This window comes from Pseudoclavibacter sp. AY1F1, from assembly GCF_002931075.1.
Lineage (GTDB): Bacteria > Actinomycetota > Actinomycetes > Actinomycetales > Microbacteriaceae > Pseudoclavibacter.
On record NZ_PSTQ01000011.1, the window covers coordinates 12,230 to 28,787 of the forward strand.

General features: G+C 67.9%; 17 protein-coding genes. 10 read left to right on the forward strand and 7 right to left on the reverse strand.

What is annotated here, in order from left to right:
• Positions 1 to 109: 109 nt before the first annotated feature.
• The 3 genes from mmsA to C5B85_RS14770 all read left to right on the forward strand — a co-directional run bounded on the left by mmsA (position 110) and on the right by C5B85_RS14770 (position 4,109).
• A complete protein-coding gene (mmsA, locus tag C5B85_RS14760; RefSeq protein WP_308471341.1) occupies positions 110 to 1,624 on the forward strand; it encodes a multiple monosaccharide ABC transporter ATP-binding protein in 1,515 nt (504 codons plus the stop codon).
• 50 nt (positions 1,625 to 1,674) lie between these two features.
• Positions 1,675 to 2,829 carry a multiple monosaccharide ABC transporter permease gene (gene mmsB, locus C5B85_RS14765; RefSeq protein WP_104286874.1) on the forward strand — a complete coding sequence of 385 codons (1,155 nt, stop codon included), beginning with the start codon at positions 1,675 to 1,677 and terminating at the stop codon, positions 2,827 to 2,829.
• Positions 2,830 to 2,957: 128 nt separating this feature from the next.
• Entirely contained in the window at positions 2,958 to 4,109 is a 1,152-nt protein-coding gene (locus tag C5B85_RS14770) for an ROK family transcriptional regulator (protein ID WP_104286786.1), read from the forward strand.
• An 84-nt stretch (positions 4,110 to 4,193) separates the two neighbouring features.
• On the opposite strand, the gene C5B85_RS14775 is transcribed toward C5B85_RS14770, so the two are convergent.
• Both C5B85_RS14775 and C5B85_RS14780 read right to left on the reverse strand, forming a co-directional pair.
• Entirely contained in the window at positions 4,194 to 5,147 is a 954-nt protein-coding gene (locus tag C5B85_RS14775; RefSeq protein ID WP_258070825.1) for a beta-ketoacyl-ACP synthase III, read from the reverse strand.
• A gap of 136 nt (positions 5,148 to 5,283) precedes the next feature.
• A complete protein-coding gene (locus tag C5B85_RS14780) occupies positions 5,284 to 5,649 on the reverse strand; it encodes an META domain-containing protein (RefSeq protein ID WP_104286787.1) in 366 nt (121 codons plus the stop codon).
• A 114-nt stretch (positions 5,650 to 5,763) separates the two neighbouring features.
• Here C5B85_RS14780 and C5B85_RS14785 point away from each other — a divergent pair, with 114 nt between their 5' ends.
• The 3 genes from C5B85_RS14785 (at position 5,764) to C5B85_RS14795 (ending at position 7,743) form a co-directional block, all read left to right on the forward strand.
• Positions 5,764 to 6,264 carry a DUF1990 family protein gene (locus C5B85_RS14785; protein WP_104286788.1) on the forward strand — a complete coding sequence of 167 codons (501 nt, stop codon included), beginning with the start codon at positions 5,764 to 5,766 and terminating at the stop codon, positions 6,262 to 6,264.
• 49 nt (positions 6,265 to 6,313) lie between these two features.
• Positions 6,314 to 7,243, forward strand: a complete 930-nt coding sequence (locus C5B85_RS14790) for an AraC family transcriptional regulator (protein WP_104286876.1) — start codon at positions 6,314 to 6,316, stop codon at positions 7,241 to 7,243.
• Positions 7,244 to 7,365: 122 nt separating this feature from the next.
• Positions 7,366 to 7,743, forward strand: a complete 378-nt coding sequence (locus tag C5B85_RS14795; protein ID WP_104286789.1) for an ankyrin repeat domain-containing protein — start codon at positions 7,366 to 7,368, stop codon at positions 7,741 to 7,743.
• Positions 7,744 to 7,804: 61 nt separating this feature from the next.
• Here C5B85_RS14795 and C5B85_RS14800 read toward each other — a convergent pair whose 3' ends face one another.
• Together C5B85_RS14800 and C5B85_RS14805 are read right to left on the reverse strand one after the other, a co-directional pair.
• On the reverse strand, positions 7,805 to 9,019 hold the full coding sequence (locus tag C5B85_RS14800) for an MFS transporter (protein WP_104286790.1): 1,215 nt from the start codon (positions 9,017 to 9,019) through the stop codon (positions 7,805 to 7,807).
• 105 nt (positions 9,020 to 9,124) lie between these two features.
• Entirely contained in the window at positions 9,125 to 10,210 is a 1,086-nt protein-coding gene (locus C5B85_RS14805) for an AI-2E family transporter (protein ID WP_104286791.1), read from the reverse strand.
• 173 nt (positions 10,211 to 10,383) lie between these two features.
• Between C5B85_RS14805 and C5B85_RS14810 the strand changes: the two genes are divergently transcribed.
• Genes C5B85_RS14810 through C5B85_RS14825 form a run of 4 tightly spaced genes read left to right on the forward strand, consistent with a single transcriptional unit; the run spans position 10,384 to position 14,622 of the window.
• Positions 10,384 to 11,064, forward strand: coding sequence for a GntR family transcriptional regulator (locus tag C5B85_RS14810; protein WP_104286792.1), 681 nt, complete (start codon positions 10,384 to 10,386; stop codon positions 11,062 to 11,064).
• Positions 11,061 to 12,596: an MmgE/PrpD family protein gene (locus C5B85_RS14815; protein WP_104286793.1), complete on the forward strand. Its 1,536-nt coding sequence runs from the start codon at positions 11,061 to 11,063 to the stop codon at positions 12,594 to 12,596. Before C5B85_RS14810 ends, C5B85_RS14815 begins: the two co-directional genes overlap by 4 nt.
• Positions 12,596 to 13,510 carry a methylisocitrate lyase gene (gene prpB, locus C5B85_RS14820; RefSeq protein ID WP_104286794.1) on the forward strand — a complete coding sequence of 305 codons (915 nt, stop codon included), beginning with the start codon at positions 12,596 to 12,598 and terminating at the stop codon, positions 13,508 to 13,510. Before C5B85_RS14815 ends, prpB begins: the two co-directional genes overlap by 1 nt.
• The gene (locus C5B85_RS14825) at positions 13,507 to 14,622 is read left to right on the forward strand and encodes a bifunctional 2-methylcitrate synthase/citrate synthase (protein ID WP_104286795.1); all 1,116 of its coding nucleotides are present in this window, start codon (positions 13,507 to 13,509) and stop codon (positions 14,620 to 14,622) included. Before prpB ends, C5B85_RS14825 begins: the two co-directional genes overlap by 4 nt.
• A gap of 30 nt (positions 14,623 to 14,652) precedes the next feature.
• On the opposite strand, the gene C5B85_RS14830 is transcribed toward C5B85_RS14825, so the two are convergent.
• The 3 genes from C5B85_RS14830 to C5B85_RS14840 form a co-directional block, all read right to left on the reverse strand.
• Complete coding sequence (locus tag C5B85_RS14830) at positions 14,653 to 14,985, reverse strand: helix-turn-helix transcriptional regulator (RefSeq protein ID WP_181064455.1); 333 nt, start codon at positions 14,983 to 14,985, stop codon at positions 14,653 to 14,655.
• Positions 14,969 to 15,433 (reverse strand): MarR family winged helix-turn-helix transcriptional regulator, encoded by a 465-nt coding sequence (locus C5B85_RS14835; protein ID WP_104286797.1) that lies wholly within the window; start codon positions 15,431 to 15,433, stop codon positions 14,969 to 14,971. Before C5B85_RS14835 ends, C5B85_RS14830 begins: the two co-directional genes overlap by 17 nt.
• 150 nt (positions 15,434 to 15,583) lie before the next feature.
• On the reverse strand, positions 15,584 to 16,279 hold the full coding sequence (locus tag C5B85_RS14840; RefSeq protein WP_104286798.1) for a winged helix-turn-helix domain-containing protein: 696 nt from the start codon (positions 16,277 to 16,279) through the stop codon (positions 15,584 to 15,586).
• Positions 16,280 to 16,558 lie beyond the last annotated feature (279 nt).

Genomic DNA, 16,558 nt, shown 5'->3' on the forward strand with positions numbered 1-16,558 from the left:
CCCGAGCGCGATTCTGTGGCAGCTCGCGCACTGGTGCGCGAAGCAACGCCGAGCAGCGACGCTCGGAAATTGAGACGGAGCAATGGTGCAAGACGACACAATCCTGAAGATGTCGAACATCGTGAAGGAATTCAGCGGTGTGCGGGCCCTGTCGGGCGTCAACATCGAAGTTCAGCGCGGCGAGGTGCACGGCATCTGCGGCGAGAACGGCGCGGGCAAGTCGACGCTCATGAAGGTCCTGAGCGGCGTCTACCCCCACGGCACCTTCGAGGGGACCATCGAGTTCGATGGCCGCGAGGTGCGGTACAAGAACATCAACGACAGCGAGCACGATGGCATCGTCATCATCCACCAGGAGCTCGCCCTCAGCCCCTACCTGTCGATCGCGGAGAACATCTTCCTCGGCAACGAGGTGCAGCGCTTCGGCATCATCGACTGGGATGAGACCAACCGCCGAGCGGCAGAGCTGCTCAAGCGAGTCGGCCTGAACGAGAACCCCGCGACGATCATCCGCGAGATCGGCGTCGGCAAGCAGCAGCTCGTGGAGATCGCGAAGGCGCTCTCGAAGGACGTCAAGCTGCTCATCCTCGATGAGCCCACGGCAGCCCTCAACGACGAAGACTCAGCTCACCTGCTCGGACTCATCGAGCAGCTGCGAGATCAGGGCATCACCTCGATCATCATCTCCCACAAGCTCAAGGAGATCAGGCGCATCGCGAACCGCGTCACGATCATCCGTGACGGGGCGACCATCGACTCCATCGACATGCGTGAAGAGGATGCGACCGAGGGGCGGATCATCCGCGCCATGGTCGGCCGCGAACTCAGCTCCATGTTCCCGCCGCGCGACGCGGTCATCGGCGAGGAGAAGCTGCGGGTCGAGAACTGGACGGTCCACCACCCGGCCGACCCGGGCCGCAAGGTCGTCGACGACGTGTCGTTCCACGTGCGCGCCGGCGAGATCATCGGCTTCGCCGGCCTCATGGGTGCCGGCCGCACGGAGCTGGCGATGAGCATCTTCGGCCGCAGCTACGGCACGAACATCTCCGGGGAGGTGTACAAGTCAGGCCAGCTGATCTCCACGAAGACGATCGACGAGTCGATCAGGAACGGCCTCGCCTACACGACGGAGGACCGCAAGCACCTCGGCCTCAACCTCATCGGCGACATCCAGGCGAACATCTCCGCGGCAGCCGCGAAGAAGGTCGCGCGCTGGGGAATCGTCGACGGCATCAAGGAGAACGGCGTCGCCGAGGGCTACCGCAAGTCCATGAACATCAAGACAGCAAGCGTCGCGACGCTCACGGGCAAGCTCTCAGGAGGCAACCAGCAGAAGGTCGTGCTCAGCAAGTGGCTGCAGACCGACCCAGACGTGCTGTTCCTCGACGAGCCCACCCGCGGCATCGACGTCGGCGCGAAGTACGAGATCTACGGACTCATCAACAAGCTCGTCGAGCAGGGCAGGGCGGTCGTCGTGATCTCCTCGGAACTCCCTGAGCTCCTCGGCCTCGCCGACCGCATCTACACGATCTCCGAAGGACGCCTCACCGGTGAGGTCTCCAAGGAGAACGCAACACAGGAACTCCTCATGCAGTACATGACCGCTGGAAAGGACGAGTCGTGACCACCACGAACACCGAGGCCGCGAACGAGGCAGGCACCCGCAAAGTGAGGATGTCCGTCGACGTCCGCCAGTACGGGATCCTCGGCGCGCTCGCCGTCATCATCATCCTGTTCCAGATCCTCACCGGCGGAAAGCTGCTGCTGCCCGCCAACATCAACAACCTCATCCAGCAGAACGCGTACGTGCTGATCCTCGCGGTCGGCATGATCATCGTGATCATCGCCGGCCACATCGACCTCTCCGTCGGCTCGGTGGTCGCCGTCGTCGGCGCCATCACGGCCATCGCCATCACCCAATGGGGACTGCCGTGGTTCGCGGCCGTACTCATCGGCCTCGCGGCCGGGGCGGTGATCGGCGTCTGGCAGGGATTCTGGATCGCCTACGTGGGCATACCGGCGTTCATCGTGACGCTCGCCGGGATGCTGCTCTTCAGAGGCCTCACGCTTGTGCTCCTCACGGGCGGCACGATCAACGCGCTTCCTGACGAGTTCGTCGCAATCGGCAAGGGCTCGCTCCCGCAGTCCTTCGGCACGATGCTCGGCGGACACGACGTCGTGACGATGCTCATCGCGCTTGTGGTCGTCGCGGCCATCATCGGAAGCCAGCTCCGCACACGCGCCCGCCGCAAGAAGCTTGACCTCCCGGTCGAGCCCGGGGCCGCCCTCATCGCGAAACTCGCGATCGTCGCGATCGCGGTGCTCGCCTTCGCGTGGCTGCTCTCGGCGCACAAGGGCCTTCCGATCATCCTGATCATCCTGGCCGTGCTGATCATGCTCTACACGTTCATCCTGCAGCGCACCGTCTTCGGACGGAACGTGTACGCCATGGGTGGCAACCTCTTCGCCGCGAAGATGAGCGGTGTGCGCACCGAGCGCGTGAACTTCCTCATCTTCGTCAACATGGGTGTGCTCGCCGCCCTCGCCGGCATCGTCACGACGGCGCGCGCAGGTGGCGCCGTCGCCTCCGCCGGAAACACGTACGAACTCGACGCCATCGCCGCGGCCTTCATCGGCGGCGCGGCCGTGACCGGTGGAGTTGGTACGGTTATCGGCGCAGTCATCGGTGCGATGATCATGGGCGTCCTGAACATGGGACTCTCGATCCTCTCGGTCGACTCGGCCTGGCAGTCGGTCATCAAGGGCCTCGTGCTGCTGCTGGCCGTCGCGATCGACGTGCTCGGCAAGCGTCGAGGCGGGCGCAGCTGATCGACCTCCGTCGCCCGCGCTGAACCCAGCGCGGGCGACGGAACACGCTTGGCCGAGCGCGAGCCTGCCCACAATCAGCCGCACATCAGCCCTGCACCACCGTGACGAGTGAGAGAAAGAGGACGGGCATGCCCACCGACCGCGTCGCGTCGTCGAACCTCTCGCTCATCATCGAGCGCCTCCACCGCGGTGGACAGGCCTCACGCGCCGAGCTGACGCGGGAGACGGGCCTCAACCGCTCCACCATCGCAGCGCTCGTCGCTGAGCTCGCCGACCGCGGCATCGTCGAGGAGCAGGAGCCCGTCGCCACTAATCTCGTCGGCCGGCCGAGCCCCATCGTCGGGCTGTGCGACAAGATCGTCGCCGTCGCGGTCGTGCCCGAAGTGGATGCGCTCAACGTCGGCGTCGTGAGCTTCCGCGGCGAGCTGCTCAAGCGCATCCGCTTCGAGACAGAGAAACCGCCGACAGCGAAAGAAGCCGTCGCGATCGTGAAGGCGCTTGTCGAGGGGCTCAGCGAGAGCCTCGACACCCTCTACGAGTGCGTCGGCATCGGCGTCGCAGTGCCGGGCCTCGTCCGGGCCTCCGACGGGTTCGTGCGATGGGTTCCCCACTTCGAGTGGCGCGACGTTCCGCTGGCCGAACAGCTGCAGAAGGCCACGGGCCTGCCCGTGCTCGCCGCCAACGACGCCAACCTCGGCGCGGTCGCCGAGCACATCTTCGGCGCTGGCCGAGGCATCAGCAACATGCTCTACATGAACGGCGGTGCGAGTGGCATCGGCGGCGGCATCATCGCCGACGACCGGCTCCTGCACGGCGTTGCCGGCTACGCGGGCGAGTTCGGGCACAATCTCGTCGCGACGCCCGCGGCCCTCGGCAACTCGGGCGACGACGAGCTCGAGCGTGTTGTCAGCAGGCGCCGACTCCTCGCGGCGCTCGGCACGAAGAGCGCCAGCGACGACGAGCTCGAGCGCATGCTGCAGCAGAACATCGACCCGGGCGTGAAGCTCGAGACGCACCGGCAGCTCGGTGTGCTGAGCGTCGGCGTGCGCAACATGATCAACATCCTCAACCCCGAGCGAGTGGTGCTCGGAGGGTTCCTCGGCGTGCTCCTCGACCTCGAGCGCGACTACTTCCTCGAGATCCTCGCCGAGCACACGCTTGCCCCGAACTACGGCGAAGTCGAGGTCGTGCGGGCCGGACTCGGCAGCGACCTGCTGTTCATCGGCGCCGCCGAGCTGCAGTTCCAGGCGCTCATCGAGCGCGCCCACCTGCGGCGCTAGGGCCCCGACGCGCCGCGATAGCGTCCGCGCCCCAGTAGCGCCGACTCCGTTGGGTGGCGTCTGTGGACGAGCGAGCCGGACCGGCTAGGCGGGGTTGCGGACCTCGGGGAACGCGATGACCTGGCCGGAGTAGCAGAAGCCGCCGCCGAAACCGAGCAACAGGGCCGGTCCGCCGGGCTCGGCGACACCCGCCTCGACCTGCTTGGCGAGGGCGATCGGGATGGATGCGGCCGACGTGTTTCCGGAGTAGACGACATCGCGCGCGACGACTTCTTCCGCGAGGCCGAGCTGCTTGCCGAGTGCGTCGATGATGCGCAGGTTCGCCTGGTGCGGGACAAACGCGACGAGCTCATCCGCTCGCACGCCACCCTTGGCGAGGGCATCGATCGCGACGTGCTGTGCCTGCGTGATGGCCCAGCGGAAGACGCTGCGGCCTTCCTGTTCGAAGCGGCCGGACGGCTGCTGGATGCGCACCAGGTTGCCGAGCTCGGGCTGCGAGCCCCAGGCGACGGGTGCGACCCCGGGCGTCTCGCTGCGTTCGAGGACAACGGCGCCTGCACCGTCGGCCATGAGGATCGCGGTGGTGCGGTCGGTCCAGTCCATGAAGTCGCTCATGCGCTCTGCGCCGATGATGAGCGCGCGGCTCGCGGAGCCGGCCCTGATGGCCTGGTCGGCGACGGCGAGTGCCTGCGAGAATCCCGCGCAGGCCGCGTTGAGGTCGAACGAGACGGGGTGGGCCGCGCCGATGCGTGTCGCCACCTGGGCGGCCGTGGATGGTGAGCGGTCCATGGCCGTCATGGTCGCGACGATGACCATGTCGATGTCCGTGCCCTGCACATCCGCAGACAGCAACGCCTTGACGCCTGCAGCCGCAGCGAGGTCGGTGACGCTCTGCCCGTCTGCGGCGAGGCGGCGCTCGCGGATGCCGACGCGCGAGGTGATCCAGTCGTCGCTCGTGTCAAGAGTCAGCGACAGCTCGTCGTTCGTGACGACGCGCTCTGGCGACTCGTAGCCGACTCCGACGATGCGAGAGTGCACTGGCTGAGGCTGGGAGAAGGAAAGCATGATCAACGCAGAATCCTACCCTCCGGTCAGTGGTTGTCTCTGTGGGGGTATTCGGAGCGTGCGGGCGCGCCGGATTGTGCCGCCACGACGGCGTGCGCTCTGGCCCACGTCAGCCGCGGGGGAGTGTGCCGATCTGATCGCCCGCTTCGTTGAAGATCGCGAGGGACTCGCCGTCGACCTCCGCGGCGAATGCGCCCAGGAGCCACGTGTCGACGCCTTCGCAGAACATCATCGTCGAGGCGAGCGCCCCGAACTCGACCTTGCCGTCAGTCTCGGTCCACTCGCCCATGAGGCGGTTGCAGCCGTCGTTGCCGGTGACCTTGCCGTCGTCGGCGAGGTTCAGGCCGGGCTCGCCCTGCCCGCTCGAGTCCGGGGTGCCCCAGGTGCCGGCGGCGGATGCGGGTGACCCTGCGCATCCGGTGAGGAATAGGAGACTTGCTGTCGCGACTGCGATGCTGACGCCGAGTGTGTTCACGAGGGGCTCCGATGCTCAGGGGATGGCCACATCGTAGCGACCGGGCGGCTGTGTTGATGTCCCCGGATGGAAGGGAGTTCCCCGGTGCTTGGGCGGAGGTGCCAGGCTGGGCAGATGTCCACTCCCGCGCCTCCCGCCCTCACGCAGCCGCACCTGAACGTGTGGCGACCCGAGGAGGGCCGCTTCCGGCGTTTCGAGAAGTCGGTGGTGCTCGGCGAGGGTGACGCGCTCTGGGATCGCGCGGCAGCTGACGTGCTGCTCTGGCGGGTCAAGACGCGCAGCGGGTTCGAAGTGCATCCGTCGCTGGTCCCTGCGGCGGTGGGGGCGCGGCCGACGATCGTGGCGGGATGGGGCGGGGTGCGCATCCTGGAACCCGTCGAGGTCGTGGCCGTCGTCGAGGAGGCGGACAGGGTCGGTTTCGCCTACCGCACGTTGCCTGGCCATCCGGTCGCCGGGGAGGAGGCGTTTCTGGTTCGGCGAGTGGATGGTCGTGTCGAGTTCACGATCCGCTCGCTGACTCGCCCAGCAGCTTCTGGTGTGTGGCGCGCGCTCTTCCCGCTGCTCCTGGTCGCGCAGCTCGTCGCGAGGTGGCGGTACCTGCGCGCACTTCGGTGAGCCGCGGAACAAGCATCGGCCGTCGAGCGTTCGACTGAGAGTGACCACGATGACGCCGCACGCGCCCCCTGGCGATGCCCTCGATCGCGCCCTCGCGTCCCTCGAGTGGACGCTTGTCGGGTCGCACCGACACGAGTTGTTCGCCGGCGAGCAGATGTTCCGGCGCCATGCGGGGCCTGGCTTCGTGTTCGTGTTCCGCGGGACTGCGACGCTGGCGGGGCAGGGGACTCCCGGAGTGGACCTCGCGGCTGGTGACCTCGTGTTCTTCCCGCGGGGGCACATGACCTCGATGCTCGCGGCTGAAGGCGTTGAGCTCATCGACGTCGGGTTCGAGGAGACACCGCACGCGAACGCCGCGGCTGAGTCTCTGCCTGGATCGCTTGTGGTGCGGGACTTCGCCGTGCAGGAGCCCTCGATGGTCGCGCTCATCGACGGCATGGCCTGTTCGTGGACCGTCGACGGTGCCGGCGTCGAAGGCGCGCGTCTTCCAGAAGCGAGCAGAACGGCCCACATGCGACCCGGCGATGCCGTGATCTGCAGTCGAATCGCGACGACGATCGTGTCGACGGCGCTGCGGGCCTGGAACGAGGCGGGCTGCGCGCCGACTGGCTGGCTGCGCGGCGTCGCCGAGCCGCAGCTCGCGGCGGCCCTCGAGGCGCTCCATACGACGCCGGGCGCCGCATGGACGCTCGATGAGCTTGCGAAGGTCGCGCGCATGTCCCGCTCCGTCTTCGCCGTTCGCTTTCAGGAGGCGGTCGGGGAGACCCCCATCGGCTACCTCACGCGCGTCCGCATCGAGACCGCGAAGGGGATGCTGCTGCGCAGTGAGCTGACGATCGCCGCGGTCGCGAGCGGCCTCGGCTACGAGTCGCAGGCAGGCTTCAGCCGCGCCTTCCAGCGGCACGCGGGCACCACCCCTGGCCGGTGGCGCGCTGAAGCCAGGTCACGGACGGGGCTCGGGACGCCCGCCAGCCCCTGACGCGCGTCCGCTCGACCGATGCGACGCGCGGCCAGGCGATGCGCGGCCAGACGATGGCCGGCCACGCGACGGCCGGCAGCCGCCTTCGCCGGGGGCCGCAAGCGAGCGGATAGCCTGTTGGCATGCCCGAACTGACCCCCGAACAGATGGCGACCCTGACGGAGCTTGCAATGGGCTGCGCTCGCCGTGGCGAGAGCCAGACCCTGCTGGAACTCATAGAACAGGGCATGCCCGTCGACCTGCAGGATGCGGCAGGCAACACGGCGCTGATGCTCGCCGCCTACAGCGGGCACCCGGACACCGTCGAGGCGCTCATCAGTCGCGGAGCCGACGTCGACCTGCGCAACGCGCGAGACCAGTCGCCCATCGCGGGTGCCCTGTTCAAGGGCGAGGACAAGATCGTGCAGATGCTCGTGGGGGCGGGTGCCGATCTCGATGCGGGGAACCCGTCCGCCCGCGCGACCGCTGTCATGTTCGGGCAGACGCACCTGCTGAGCTGATCGCACCTCCCGAACAGGTGGCACCGCTGGGCCCGGCGGCAGGCACGCCCTAGCTCACGCCCTAGCTGCGGCGGCCCGGGAAGCGCGCGCTGCCGAAGATCAGGCCGCCCACGATGGCCGACGCGGATGCGACGACAAGCGCGGGAGTGACGCCGATCAGGTCGATGAGGAGGCCGCCGACGCCGGCGCCGAGGGTGATCGCGAGCTGGAAGCCGGCGACGGAGAGCCCACCACCTGATTCCATGCGATCGGGGACGAGCCTGCCCATCCAGGTTCCGAGCGTCGTGAGCCAGCCTCCGAAGCCGATGCCCCATGTGGTGACGGCCACGGCGATGAGCCAAAGCTGGCCTGGCGCGAGCGCGACGACGCCGATCGAGACGCCGATGAGGAGCGGTACGGCGAAGCGGAGCACGGCCAGGTGGCGGTCGACGAGAAGGCCGACGAGGAAGTTGCCGACCACACCGCCGACGCCGAAGGCGACGAGCAGCGCCGCGACGCCAACGCTGTCGAGGCCTGGCACGCGATCGATTGCTAGGCGGATGTAGGTGAACGCGACGAAGTGCCCGAGGACGGTGAGGATGTGCCCCGTCAGGCCGACTCGGATGCCGGGGACACGGAGCGTGTCGACGAGTGAGCGCAGGCCGCCGCTCGACGCGGTCGGGGGAACGTGCGGCAGGGCGAGACGCAGGGCGATGGCGACGAGGACGGTCACGATCGCGACGCACGCGAAGATGAGGCGCCAGTCCATGATCGTGCCGAGGTAGCTGCCGAGCGGCACACCCGCGACCGTCGCGACGGTGGTGCCCGTGTTGACGAGCATGATGGCGCGCCCGAGGTGGCGGGGCTCTGAGAGGCTCGCCGCGATGGCGATCGACATGGCCCAGAACGCGCCGAGCGCCGCGCCCAGGAGGAGGCGCGCGACGAGCAGGAGCACGAATCCGGGGGCGACGGCGACGATCGCGCTCGAGAGGGCGGCGGCACCCGCGAGCACCACGAGCAGGGTTCGGCGGTCGAGTCGGGGGACGAGGATGCCGATGGTGGGGGCCGTGAGGAAGCCGATGAACGCGGTCACCGTCACCGTCTGCCCTGCCTGCCCCTCCGTGATGCCGAGCGACGCGGCCATCGATGGCAGGAGGCTCGGCGGCAGGAACTCGGCCAGGACGAGCACGAAGCTCGTCGCCATCATGGCCGCGATGGCGGCCCACGCCGTCTTCGGGGGAATCTGCGTCTGCGGGGTCTGCGTCGCAGCGACGGTGGGGATGGTTCCGGTGGTCATGCCCTCAAGCCTCCCCGACGATGGCCTCCCGCGGTTGACCGTGCGTCCGCGGGAGGTAACCGAACGTCCGTGCTTCCGAGCCGCCCGGACCCCGGGGCTTCCGTGTCAGGCGCGGGCCTTGCGCGGGATGACGACCTCGCGGACGAGCAGAACAACACCTGCCGCCATCGGAATCGCGACGAGCGCTCCGACGAGTCCGAGGAGCGTGCCACCGGCGAGCGCCGCGATGAGCACAAGCGAGCCGGGGATCTGCACTGCCTTCGACATGACGCGCGGCGTGAGGATGTACGCCTCGACCTGCATGTACACGAGCATGGCCACGAGCACGACAAGCGCGGCGATGGGGGAGGCGAAGAGCGCGATGACGGTCATGAAGATCGTCGTGATGATCGTTCCGATGAGCGGGATGAGCGTGATGAAGAAGCAGATCACGGCGACGACAAACGGGTAAGGGGCCCCGACGATCCACAGCAGCAGCCCGCTGAAGACGGCGTTGATGAAGGCGAGCACGACCATGCCGTTGAGGTAGGACCCGACGGAGGCCATGATGCGCTCCGCGTACTCCTCGAAGCGGGGTCGCACGGAGGCGTTGACGAGTGAGTAGCCGGCCTTCTTGATGCTGCCGAGGGTCGCGATGAAGTTGAGGGTCAGGATGAAGACGAAGAGTCCGGTGCTGACCCCGTTCACGATCGAGGAGCCGACCTGCACGGCCCCGCCGCCGACGGTCGCCCACGTGTTCGGGTCGGTTGCGGTCTTCTGCGCCCAGTCGAGTGCGTTTGTCGCCGCTCCGTTCGTGGCCTCGTTGATCGTGTCGAACCAGCCCTCGTTGTTGAGGCGGGTGATCTCCTGCGGCACCGTCGTCACGAGCGTGCTGATCTGGCTCACGAGGATGGGGACGACGACCCAGATGAGGCCTGCGACGATCAGGACGAACACGACGATGACGGACACGATCGCCATGCCGCGCTTCAGACCCCAGCGCTGCAGGAGACGGATGAGCGGGTCGAGGCCGAGCGTGATGAAGAACGCGATGAACACCGAGAGCACGACCGACTGCAGTTGGATGACGGTGGTCGCGAGCAGCGCGGCGAGCAGGAGCCCGATCGCGACCGAGAACCCCCACATGACGGGGTTCCTGCGGAACAGATCAGCTGCTACTTGGGCCATAGCCGGTCGGGATGGGTTGGACATCGGGTGCCTCCTCGGCAACAAGGGATGCGCTCGCCCAGGAGAGCGTCTGCTCGCCAAGGCTAGGGCACCTTTGGACCGTCCGGTTATGTATGCACAAGCTGGCAGTATTCGCAGAAATATTGCTCCTCAACTCCTCAGTGCATACATTGGGGGTGTCCGAACGAGGAGGATCCATGCTCGCCAGCGATCGCGTCTACGCGGTGCTCCGCGAAGAGATCCTCGCGGGCGCGCTTCCGCCGGGAGCCGTGCTGACGGAAGTCGAGCAGAGCAGCCGCCTCGCCGTGTCCCGGACCCCCGTCCGCGGCGCGTTCACGCGCCTCCTCGCCGACGGCCTCGTCCGCAGTCAATCGCCGCGCGTACTCGTCGTCTCCGAGATCAGCGCCGATCGGGTCGTGCAGCTGTACGAGCTGCGCGAGGCGCTCGAGACGCAGGCGGCCGCGCTCGCGGCGATGCGTCGCGACGCCGATCGATTCGAGCCCATCCGCATCCGCCTGCTCGACGCCCCGCGGCTGCTCGAGCTCGGTGAAGAGGGCATCGCCGACTACTTCGAGCTCGTGGATGCGCTCGACCGCGCCATCGACGAGGCGGCGGCGAGCGAGTACCTGAGCGTGGCGCTCGAGTCGTGCCGCCTGCATTCTTCTCGGGTGCGGCGACTTTCGCGCCACAACCCGGTTCGTCTGCGTGAAGCGGCGAGCGAGCATCTCGGCGTCGTGGACGCGATCCTCGCGAACGACCCCCGCCTCGCGTCCCACGCGACCCACTTCCACCTGCACCGCAGCCTCACCACCGCGCTCGCCTCCCTGGAACCGAGCGCATCACAGTCAACTTCTCCCGAAGGGATCCTCTCTACGTGAATCTCCACGACGTCCGAGTCCACCGCAGCGACGAGAACCTGGAACGCCGAGACCAGTTGGCGTGGAAGATCGCCGAGGTCGCCGCCGACCCTGTTCCCGTCCGGGCCGAGGTGACCGACATGGTCATCAACCGCGTGATCGACAACGCCGCCGTCGCGGCCGCCTCCCTCACGCGTGCCCCCATCGTCGCCGCCCGAGACCAGGCGCTTGCGCACGGCGTCTCGCGGCACGGCGCCGGCTCCACGCTCTTCGGGCTCGAGGACGCGCAGCGCACCTCCCCGGAGTGGGCGGCTTGGGCCAACGGCGTGGCCGTGCGTGAGCTCGACTACCACGACACGTTCCTCGCGGCCGAGTATTCGCATCCCGGCGACAACATCCCGCCGATCCTCGCCGTCGCCCAGCACCTCGCCGGCCAGCGGGCGATCTCGGGCGAGCAGCTCGTGCGGGGCATCGCGACGGGCTACGAAATCCAGATCGACCTTGCAAAGGGCATCTGCCTGCACGAGCACAAGATCGACCACGTCGCGCACCTCGGCCCATCGGCCGCCGCCGGCATCGGCACGCTCCTCGGCCTCGACACCGAGACGATCTTCCAGGCCGTCGGCCAGGCACTGCACACGACCACCGCGACCCGCCAGTCGCGCAAGGGTGAGATCTCGACGTGGAAGGCGCACGCGCCGGCCTTCGCGGGGAAGATGGCGGTCGAGGCCGTCGACCGGGCGATGCGCGGGCAGACCAGCCCCACCCCCATCTACGAGGGCGAGGACGGCGTCATCGCTTGGCTCCTCGGAGGCGTGGATGCGCGCTACCAGGTGCCGCTCCCCGCCTCGGGCGAGGCGAAGACCGCGATCCTCGACAGCTACACGAAGGAACACTCGGCCGAGTACCAGGCGCAGGCCTGGATCGACCTCGCCCGCAGGCTCCACAACGAGCACCCACAGCTGGCCACAGCCCCGGACCGGATCGAGCGCATCCTCATCCGCTCCTCCCACCACACGCACTTCGTGATCGGCTCGGGCGCGAACGACCCGCAGAAGTACGACCCGACGGCAAGCCGCGAGACGCTGGACCACTCGATCCCGTACATCTTCACGGTCGCCCTGCAGGACGGGGCCTGGCATCACGTCGGCTCCTACGCGCCCGAGCGCGCGGCGAGGCCCGACACGGTCGAGCTGTGGAAGCGGGTCGTGACCGAGGAAGACCCCGAGTGGACGCGTCGCTACCACTCGCTCGACATCGCCGAGAAGGCGTTCGGTGGGAGCGTCGAGATCCTGCTCACCGACGGCACCGTCATCCGCGACGAGATCGCCGTCGCCGACGCGCATCCCCTTGGAGCTCGCCCGTTCGCGCGCGCCGAGTACGTCAACAAGTTCCGCACGCTCGCGGCGGGCGTCGTGGACGAGGGCGAGATCGAGCGGTTCCTCGACACCGCGCAGCGCCTCCCGGAACTCCACCCGGGGGAGCTGGGGCAGCTCGGCTTCGTTGCTCTGCCAGGCGTCGTTGAGTTCACCGAGGGTGGAGGGATCTTCTGATGCTGTACGCCAAGACCAGCCCAGCGGACAAGCGCGCGGCATTCCGCGCGCGCCTCGCGAGCGGCGAGCTGTTGCGCTTCCCCGGCGCCTTCAACCCCCTCTCGGCACGCCTCATCGAGCAGAAGGGGTTCGAGGGCGTCTACATCTCTGGCGCCGTGCTCTCGGCCGACCTCGGGTTGCCCGACATTGGCCTCACGACCCTCACTGAGGTGGCCGGCCGTGGCAAGCAGATCGCCCGCATGACCGAGCTGCCCGCCATCATCGACGCCGACACGGGCTTCGGCGAGCCCATGAACGTCGCCCGCACCGTGCAGGAGCTTGAAGACGCGGGCCTCGCCGGCATGCACATCGAAGACCAGGTCAACCCGAAACGCTGCGGGCACCTCGACGGCAAACAGGTCGTCGACGAAGAGACCGCGCTGAAGCGCATCAGGGCGGCAGTGGATGCACGGCGCGACGACAACTTCCTGGTCATGGCTCGCACCGACATCCGAGCCGTCGACGGACTCGACGCATCCATCGACCGGGCGAAGAAGCTCGTCGACGCCGGCGCCGACGCCATCTTCCCCGAGGCGATGGCGACCCTCGAGGAGTTCGCGGCCATGCGCGCCGCGGTCGACGTGCCGCTGCTCGCCAACATGACCGAGTTCGGCAAGAGCGAGCTCTTCACCGTGCAGCAGCTCGCCGACGTGGGCATGAACCTCGTCATCTGGCCGGTCTCGACGCTCCGCATCTCCATGGGGGCGACCGCCGGTGCGCTCGACGAACTCATCGAGCACGGCACCCTCACCGGCAAGCTCGACGAGATGCAGCACCGCTCGGAGCTGTACGAGCTTGTCGACTACGAGGGGTATAACCACTTCGACAGCGGAGTGTTCAATTTCAGCGTTAAGGAAAGGCCAGGTCAACGATGACTGAGCAGGAGATCTACAAGGGGCTCGCAGGAGTGCCCGTCGACTACAGCGCCATCTCGAAGGTCAACCCGGAGACCAACTCGCTGCTCTACCGGGGCTACCCGGTGCAGGAGCTCGCGTCGCAGAAGAGCTTCGAGGAGGTCGCCCTGCTGTTGTGGGGCGGCGAGCTGCCGAGCGAGTCCGAGCTGGCTGAGTTCGAGGCGGAGGAACGCGCGGGCCGTGCGCTCGCGGACAACGTTCGGGCCGTGATCGACGCGCTTCCGAAGTCTGCGCATCCAATGGACGTCCTGCGCACCGCCGTGAGCATCATCGGCGCCAACGATCCAGACGCGGAAGACCCCTCGGCGGACGCCGAACTCGCGAAGGCCAAGGCGCTCTTCGCGGCACTCCCCGCCATCGTCGCCTACGACCAGCGGCGCAGGCACGGGCTCGAGCTCGTCGAGCCCCGTGACGACCTCGACTACTCGCAGAACTTCCTCTGGATGACCTTCGGTGAGGAGGCCGCCCCGGAGGTCATCGACGCGTTCCGCGTCTCGATGGTGCTGTACGCCGAGCACTCCTTCAATGCCTCCACCTTCACGGCTCGCGTGATCACGTCGACGACTGCCGACCTCTATTCGGCGGTCGTCGGCGCCATCGGCGCGCTCAAGGGCGCTCTGCACGGGGGTGCGAACGAGGCGGTCATGCACACGTTCGACGAGATCGGCGAGGCGGCCAACGTCGAAGCGTGGCTTGATGACGCGCTCGCGAGCAAGAAGAAGATCATGGGCTTCGGGCACCGCGTGTACAAGAACGGAGACTCACGAGTCCCGACGATGCACGCCGCGCTCGAGAGGCTGGTCGAGCACTACGACCGCCGCGACCTGCTCGAGCTGGCCGAGGCGCTCGAGAAGAGCTTCGGCGAGCGGAAGGGCATCAAGCCCAACCTCGACTACCCGGCGGGACCTGTTTACCACCTCATGGGCTTCGATACGCAGACCTTCACCCCGCTCTTCGCGGCGGCGCGTATCACCGGCTGGACGGCCCACGTCATGGAGCAAGCGGCGGCGAACTCGCTTATTCGCCCGCTCGCGGTCTACAACGGCGTCGACGAGCGACACCTGGAGGGCTGACGGGCTGCTCGCCTGAGAGTAGAGGGGCTCTCAACGGGGGCGGATGCTCGCCGACGTCTCGAGGAGCTTCCGCACCTCGAGGCGGTACAGCCCCCACGTGCCGCTGCGCTCGTAGCTGAGGTAACCGCCGTCGACGAGGATCCGCAGGTGGTGCGAAGCCGTCGACTGGGCGCATCCGAGCGCCGAGACGAGTTCCGTCACGGTGGTCGGCCTGTCGGGGTTCGCGGCGACGAGCGAGAGGATGCGCAGCCTCGTCGGGTCGGCGATGACCTGAAGGCCGTGCGCGAGCGCATTCGCGGCGGCTGCGTCGAGCGGCTCAGGGGAGGGATCGCCTGCCCAGGCGAAGTCAGGCGTCGTAGTCACGCCCGCGACCGCCCGTCTGCCCGAGGCGGAGCTTCGTGCAGAGGTACTGCAGCGTGCGCAGTTCGTCAGGGTCGAGGGCGCCCGTCATCCGCTCCTGAATGTTGCGCATGTGCGTGCGGGCGGCTCGAGTGAACTCGGCGCGGCCCTCTGGCGTGATCTCGATGAGCGTCGAGCGGAGGTCGAGCCTGTCGTCGATCTTCACGAGGAGGCCTCGCATCACAAGCCGGTCGACGAGCCTCGACACGGAAGACTGCGTGATGAGCACGTTCCGATTCAGATCCCGCAGACGGATGCGCCCCTGCGGTTCGCGGACCACGTTGAACAGCACGTCGTACTCGTTCATCGACATCGAGTTGCTGGAGAACTCGCCGCGAAGCTCGCGCATGATCGAGACCTGCGCGCGGAAGAGCGACTCCCAAGCTTCCACTGGGTTGCTCGTCGGCATCATCGGCCCTCCAGCTTCTTCGTCTCGGCAGCTTCCGTCGAGTGTACTGGCCAGTACATCCAGCGGCGGAATCCGGCGCGACGGCAGGGCAGGAGTGCCCGCATCCTTGAGGCGCTATCCGCGGAACGCACCCCGCGGCGCGATCTCAGCCGCTCAGAGTCGATCGGGCGACTGCGCGTTCGGGTAGAGCACGTCGACGTCCGCGTGACGATCGAAGCGGTAGCCCGTGCCGCGCACCGTGCGCACGATGTCTCCGTAGGCACCGAGCTTCGAGCGCAGGCGGCGCACGTGCACGTCGATGGTGCGCTCGTTCGGGCGCTCCTCGTCGCTGTCCCGCCAGAGGATGTCGATGATCTCCGTGCGGTCGACGGTGCGTCCCTCCCGCAGGACAAGAGCCTGGAGGAGCTCGAACTCCTTGTACGTGAGGCCGGCGTTCTCGCCGGAGACGCTGACGCGCTTGCGTGTCGTGTCGATCGTGACGCCCTCGGCGGAGTCGGGCTGCTCGTCGTCATCGACGCCCCGGGCGGCGAGTGCCTGCGGGTCCTGCAGGGCAAGACGGACAACCTCGACATCGCGACCGCCAGCACCCTTCGGCGCAAGCGCCACGGCGGCGTGAGTCTCGGCGTGCGGGGCGACTTCGGCGGTCACTCGCTTGAGCGCTTCGACGAGCTCGGTGAGCGTCGTCCCGTCGAGGTTCGCCTTGGCTTCATCGAGGCCGACGTAGAGGACAAAGCCGCGCGCTTCAGGCGCGGCGGGGACCGCCTGGACGTAGGCGGGGCGGGGGGTTTCTGGAATCTGAGTCACGGCATTCAGGGTGCGGGGGCGGCGGAAGTCGGTTGCGAGAGACACGGGAGGAAGTCCTTTGAGGTGATGATGCTCATGACACCCGACTGAGTGCGGGTGCGGTTCGCGACGGTTCGCGAACTGTGCCGAGGGGCTGGAGCCTCGGCGGGATGCGGTGAAGTGCGGTGCTGCGAGGAGCGGTGCTGCTTCGGGAAGCGGTGGTGCTTCGGAGAGCAGCGAGCACTTGGACCACGCTGGCCCGATGGGCTCAGGTTTCCTTCTTCGCTGAAGAGCTTCACGAGCGAGAAGGGGGCGGAAGTTGCGGCGACTCGACGGACCGGGTCC